Origin of the sequence: Pseudomonas sp. (genome assembly GCF_049590575.1) — a bacterium.
Taxonomy (GTDB): domain Bacteria; phylum Pseudomonadota; class Gammaproteobacteria; order Pseudomonadales; family Pseudomonadaceae; genus Aquipseudomonas.
Genome location: NZ_JBAWDE010000025.1, coordinates 1 through 5,984 on the forward strand (window position 1 = coordinate 1; position 5,984 = coordinate 5,984).

Annotated in this window: 5 protein-coding genes; 2 read left to right on the plus strand and 3 right to left on the minus strand. The window is 57.4% G+C overall.

Annotated features, from left to right (window positions below):
* Nucleotides 1–115: 115 nt before the first annotated feature.
* Both typA and thiI read right to left on the minus strand, forming a co-directional pair.
* Entirely contained in the window at nucleotides 116–1,936 is a 1,821-nt protein-coding gene (gene typA / locus WBR57_RS02225; protein WP_032890153.1) for a translational GTPase TypA, read from the minus strand.
* Nucleotides 1,937–2,075: 139 nt separating this feature from the next.
* A complete protein-coding gene (gene thiI / locus WBR57_RS02230) occupies nucleotides 2,076–3,530 on the minus strand; it encodes a tRNA uracil 4-sulfurtransferase ThiI (protein WP_424081711.1) in 1,455 nt (484 codons plus the stop codon).
* 333 nt (nucleotides 3,531–3,863) lie between these two features.
* Here thiI and glnA point away from each other — a divergent pair, with 333 nt between their 5' ends.
* A complete protein-coding gene (gene glnA / locus WBR57_RS02235; RefSeq protein ID WP_065899824.1) occupies nucleotides 3,864–5,270 on the plus strand; it encodes a type I glutamate--ammonia ligase in 1,407 nt (468 codons plus the stop codon).
* A gap of 73 nt (nucleotides 5,271–5,343) precedes the next feature.
* Here the strand turns inward: glnA and WBR57_RS02240 are convergent, their stop codons facing one another.
* On the minus strand, nucleotides 5,344–5,583 hold the full coding sequence (locus tag WBR57_RS02240) for a DUF6124 family protein (protein WP_424081713.1): 240 nt from the start codon (nucleotides 5,581–5,583) through the stop codon (nucleotides 5,344–5,346).
* 190 nt (nucleotides 5,584–5,773) lie between these two features.
* Here WBR57_RS02240 and WBR57_RS02245 point away from each other — a divergent pair.
* Nucleotides 5,774–5,984, plus strand: a 211-nt coding sequence (locus WBR57_RS02245) for a hypothetical protein (RefSeq protein ID WP_424081715.1), incomplete at its 3' end; no start/stop codon positions are given.

Sequence of the window (5,984 nt, forward strand, 5' to 3'; positions counted from 1 at the left end):
TGTGGGAGGGGGCTTGCCCCCGATAGGGCCGGTGCATTCACTGCCTATTCTGCAGGCATAAAAAAACGCCCCCGGCCTTTCGACCGGGGGCGTTTTTCATTCAGCCTGAGTTAACTCAGTTCTTGGCTTTCTTGGCAGCGCGGGTACGCTCGCCTTCGTCCAGGATTTTCTTACGCAGGCGGATCGACTTCGGCGTGACTTCGCACAGCTCGTCGTCCTGGATGAATTCCAGAGCCTGTTCCAGGGTGAAGCGAACAGGTGGAACCAGGGCGATGGTTTCGTCTTTACCCGAAGCACGCATGTTGTCGAGCTTCTTGCCTTTGGTTGGGTTGACGCCCATGTCGTTGTCACGGCTGTTCAGACCAACGATCTGACCGTTGTAGATCTCTTGACCGTGTTCAACGAACAGCTTGCCACGCGCCTGGAGGGTTTCCAGGGAGTAGGTCAGTGCCTTGCCGGTTTCTACCGAGACCAGAACACCGTTCTGACGGCCGGACATGTCGCCGGACTTCATGGTGTCGTAGCGATCGAAGATCGAGGTCAGGATGCCAGCACCGTTGGTCAGGGTCAGGAACTGGTTACGGAAACCGATCAGACCACGCGCAGGGATGTTGTATTCCAGACGTACACGGCCTTTGCCATCCGGCACCATGTTGGTCAGGTCACCCTTACGCAGGCCCATCTCTTCCATGACCTTGCCCTGGGATTCTTCAGGGGTGTCGATGGTGACGTTTTCGAACGGTTCCTGCTTCACGCCGTCAACTTGACGGATGATCACTTCAGGACGACCAACACCCATTTCGAAGCCTTCGCGACGCATGGTTTCGATCAGTACCGAGAGGTGCAGCTCACCACGGCCGGAGACTTTGAACTTGTCAGCCGAGTCGCCTTCTTCAACGCGCAGAGCAACGTTGTACAGCAGCTCTTTGTCCAGACGTTCCTTGATGTTACGGGACGTCACGAACTTGCCTTCTTTACCGCAGAAAGGCGAGTCGTTTACCTGGAAGGTCATGGAAACGGTCGGCTCGTCAACGGTCAGAGGCTTCATGGCCTCGACGTTGTCCGGCTGGCACAGGGTGTCGGAGATGAACAGCGAGTCCATACCGCTGACGCACACGATATCGCCGGCGAAAGCTTCTTCAACGTCGATGCGGTGCAGGCCGTGGTGGCCCATCAGCTTCAGGATACGGCCGTTACGCTTCTTGCCGTCGGCGCCGATGGCGACAACCGGAGTGTTCGGCTTGACGCTACCACGAGCGATACGGCCAACACCGATAACACCCAGGAAGCTGTTGTAGTCCAGTGCCGAGATTTGCATCTGGAACGGGCCGTCACGGTCAACTTTCGGCGCCGGTACGTTGTCGACGATCGACTGGTACAGCGGGGTCATATCTTCAGCCATGTCGGTGTGTTCCAGACCGGCAATGCCGTTCAGGGCCGAGGCGTAGACGACTTTGAAGTCCAGCTGTTCTTCGGTAGCACCCAGGTTGTCGAACAGGTCGAAGATCTGGTCCAGAACCCAGTCCGGACGCGCGCCTGGACGGTCAACCTTGTTGATGCACACGATCGGACGCAGGCCGGCTTCGAACGCCTTCTTGGTCACGAAACGGGTTTGCGGCATAGGGCCGTCTTGGGCGTCAACCAGCAGCAGAACGGAGTCGACCATCGACATTACGCGTTCTACTTCGCCGCCGAAGTCGGCGTGGCCCGGGGTATCCACGATGTTGATGTGGTAGCCGTTCCAGTTGATAGCGGTGTTTTTAGCCAGGATGGTAATACCGCGCTCTTTTTCCTGGTCGTTGGAGTCCATCACGCGCTCGTCGTTGAGCTCGTTGCGCTCCAGGGTGCCGGATTGACGCAGGAGTTTGTCTACCAGGGTGGTTTTACCATGGTCAACGTGAGCAATGATGGCGATGTTACGTAGATTTTCGATCACTTGTGTATCTCGATCAGAGGATTCGGTGTGCTGACAGGTCGTGGCAGCGATTAACAGTAGAGTCAGGCCTTGCCGTTACAGCTTGACGGCAGAGTCGGGGGGCCGGTGACGCAGGCCACAGGCAAACAGCCCCGGGCTCTTAGCTCGGTCGATAAACGCGCACATTGGCATACCCCTCACTGAGCAAATGGTGGGCATGCAGGCGACTCATCACGCCTTTGTCGCAATACAGCAGGTACTGACGGCTGTTATCCAGTTCCTTGAAACGCGCGTTCAATGCATAAAACGGCAGCGTTTGTACGTCGACGCCAGCGACTTCCAGCGGCTCATCCTCGGCGGCATCCGGGTGACGGATGTCGACGACGATCTGGCCGGCCAGGGCTTCGCTGACTTCTTCGATCTGCACATCCTGGCCCAGTTCGTCGATTACGCGATCGATCGGGACCATCTTGGCGTTCTCGAGCGCACGCTCCAGAATCGCCATGTCGAACTGTTGTTCTTCGTACTCCACGCGGTTGCGCTTGGCGTGGGTCTTGGGGTTCACCGAGATGACCCCGCAATATTCAGGCATGTGCTTGGCAAAGTCGGCGGTGCCGATTTCTTCTGCCAGGTCGATGATGTCCTGTTTGTGGCTGGCGATCAGCGGGCGCAGCACCAGCTTTTCGGTCACGCAGTCGATCAGCGACAGGTTCGGCAGCGTCTGGCTGGAGACCTGGGAGATCGCTTCGCCGGTCACCAGCGCGTCGATCTGCAACTGGTCGGCGATTCGGGACGCAGCGCGCAACATCATACGCTTCAAAACTACGCCCATATGACTGTTATCGACTTTGCCGAGAATTTCGCCCAGCACTTCTTCGAACGGCACGCTCACAAATAGCACGCGCTGGGAGCTGCCGTACTTCTTCCAGATAAAGTGCGCGACTTCCATCACGCCCAATTCATGTGCACGCCCGCCCAAGTTAAAGAAGCAGAAGTGGCTCATCAGGCCGCGGCGCATGATCTGGTAGGCCGCCACCGTGGAATCGAAACCGCCGGACATCAATACCAGGGTCTGTTCCAGGGCGCCGAGCGGGTAGCCGCCGATGCTGTTGTGCTGGCTGTGGATCACAAACAACCGTTGGTCGCGAATTTCCATGCGCACTTCAATTTGCGGCGCTTTCAGGGAAATTCCGGCGGCGCCGCACTCGCGACGCAGCTTGCTGCCGACGTATTTCTCGACGTCCATGGAGCTGAACGGGTGCTTGCCGGCACGCTTGCAGCGCACCGAAAAAATCTTCCCTTCCAGCTCACCACCGAAGTGCAATTTGCACTTTTCGGTGATGTCGTCGAAGTCGCCCAGCGGGTACTCATCCACCTGCAGGAAATGCGCGATGCCCGGCATGCAGCTCAGGCGTTCGGTCATGTCCTTCAGGGCTTTGGCGTCGGTAATGCGGGTTTCCAGCTCGAGGTTGTCCCACACGCCATTCACCACCACAGCCGGGTCCAGGTCACGGAGCACGGCACGGATGTTCTTGGCCAACTGACGGATGAAACGCATCCGTACCGGTCGGCTTTTGATGGTGATCTCGGGGAACACTTTAACGATTAATTTCATGGAAACAGCGCGCGCAGGGCCTGCCGAAAAAGGGGGGCGCGGATTATAGCGGAAATCGCTCAAGGTTTAACCAGTTAATATGCATCGCAGATTGCGCGCACCAAAACGGGTCATTTGCGCAGATTAACGCTACATTGCAGTGCGTTATTTATCGCACTTCAACGGATTGCACCGTTATAGGGGCCATTTTGAGGCAAAAAGGCCATGTTGGCGCACTGGCATGCAATTTGCTCTCTTGTGAGGCAGGTTGCCTTGGTCGAGTATTCGCGCCGGCATCACCCACATTCTAAGGGCTAACTCCACTACCCAGCCCGAAGCCACCCGGAGGACACCATGTCGAAGTCGGTTCAACTCATCAAAGATCATGACGTTAAATGGATTGATCTGCGCTTCACGGACACTAAAGGTACTCAGCACCACGTGACCATGCCGGCTCGCGACGCGCTGGATGATGCTTTCTTCGAAGAAGGCAAAATGTTCGACGGTTCCTCCATCGCTGGCTGGAAAGGCATCGAAGCCTCCGACATGATCCTGATGCCGGACGACAGCACTGCCGTGCTCGACCCGTTCACCGAAGAAGCCACCCTGATCCTGGTGTGCGACGTGATCGAGCCTTCGACCATGCAAGGCTACGACCGCGACCCACGTGCGATCGCCAAGCGTGCCGAGGAATACCTGAAGTCCACCGGTATCGGTGACACCGTATTCGTAGGCCCGGAGCCTGAGTTCTTCATCTTCGACCAGGTGAAATTCAAGTCCGACATCTCCGGCTCGATGTTCAAGATCTACTCCGAGCAAGGCTCCTGGATGTCAGACCAGGACGTGGAAGGCGGCAACCATGGCCACCGTCCAGGCATCAAAGGCGGCTACTTCCCGGTTCCGCCGTTCGACCATGACCACGAAATCCGTACCTCCATGTGCAACGCCATGGAAGACATGGGCCTGGTCATCGAAGTGCACCACCACGAAGTGGCCACTGCCGGTCAGAACGAAATCGGCGTGAAGTTCAACACCCTGGTTGCCAAGGCTGACGAAGTTCAAACGCTGAAGTATTGCGTACACAACACTGCCGTGGCTTACGGCCGTACCGCGACCTTCATGCCTAAGCCACTGTACGGCGATAACGGTTCGGGTATGCACGTTCACCTGTCCATCGCCAAAGAAGGCAAGAACACCTTCGCTGGCGAAGGTTATGCCGGCCTGTCCGACACCGCCCTGTACTTCATCGGCGGTATCATCAAGCACGGTAAGGCCCTGAACGGCTTCACCAACCCGTCGACCAACTCCTACAAGCGTCTGGTCCCAGGTTTCGAAGCTCCGGTGATGCTGGCCTACTCGGCACGTAACCGTTCCGCTTCGATCCGTATTCCTTACGTGTCCAGCCCGCGCGCTCGCCGTATCGAAGCTCGCTTCCCGGATCCAGCAGCCAACCCATACCTGGCCTTCGCTGCCCTGGTCATGGCCGGCCTGGACGGTATCCAGAACAAGATCCACCCTGGCGACGCCGCCGACAAAAACTTGTACGACCTGCCGCCTGAAGAGGCCAAAGAGATCCCACAAGTGTGCGGCAGCCTGAAAGAAGCCCTGGAAGAGCTGGACAAGGGCCGTGCGTTCCTGACCAAAGGCGGCGTGTTCAGCGACGACTTCATCGATGCCTACATCGAGCTGAAAAGCGCAGAAGAAATCAAGGTTCGCACCTTCGTACACCCACTGGAATACGAGCTGTACTACAGCTGCTGATCCGGTAGTGCTGGCACTTAAAGCAGCGTGACGAAAAAAGACCTCCTTCGGGAGGTCTTTTTTTGCCTGGGGTTCAGCGAGCCGGGGTATGGCGGTCGAGCATTTTGCCGACCATCTGCGTGCCCAGCGCACTCAGTTGGTGGATGGCCAGGACGGTGTCGCGCGTTTTGCCGTGCAGCTCTTCAGACAGGTCGAGCAGCAAGGCGCTGACCGAGGCGAAGGTTTCCAGGCTGTTGATCATGAGGGCTTCGTCGTCGGTATCGGGGGCGATGATAAAGACGGACGGCGGTGGATTTGGGGTTGGCTTGAACATGTCTTAACTTCCTCGAATGAGGCCGCCATCGACTCGCTACTAAACGATAGGGTGGCAGCTGGGCGCAGGTTAGTAGACCGGGGAAGTTAAGCAAAAGCCGGCGCACCCGAAGATGCCCTACGCACAGCCGCCATAGAGGTCGGAGTGGTACGACTTAACTTAACCATCAGGCTACTAAACCTGATCGCTGATGAGCAGCGACCGAGCAACCATAGAGACGACAAGCCAGCCGTACAAGCCGGCGGATTCTGGCGTAACTGTAGGCAGCCGCGCAAGTTGCGGTAGCCTGCAGCTGAAGCAGGTCCTTATCTGCAAACCCAATAAAAACGTGGGAGCGGGCTTGCTCGCGAAAGCGGTGTATCAGTACCAGGTGCATCAACTGACACACCGCATTCGCGAGC

Bases quoted from the DNA above. Each gene is read 5' to 3' on its own strand.
- thiI (WP_424081711.1), bottom strand. From the start codon at position 3,530: ATGAAATTAATCGTTAAAGTGTTCCCCGAGATCACCATCAAAAGCCGA.
- glnA (WP_065899824.1), top strand. From the start codon at position 3,864: ATGTCGAAGTCGGTTCAACTCATCAAAGATCATGACGTTAAATGGATT.
- WBR57_RS02240 (WP_424081713.1), bottom strand. From the start codon at position 5,583: ATGTTCAAGCCAACCCCAAATCCACCGCCGTCCGTCTTTATCATCGCC.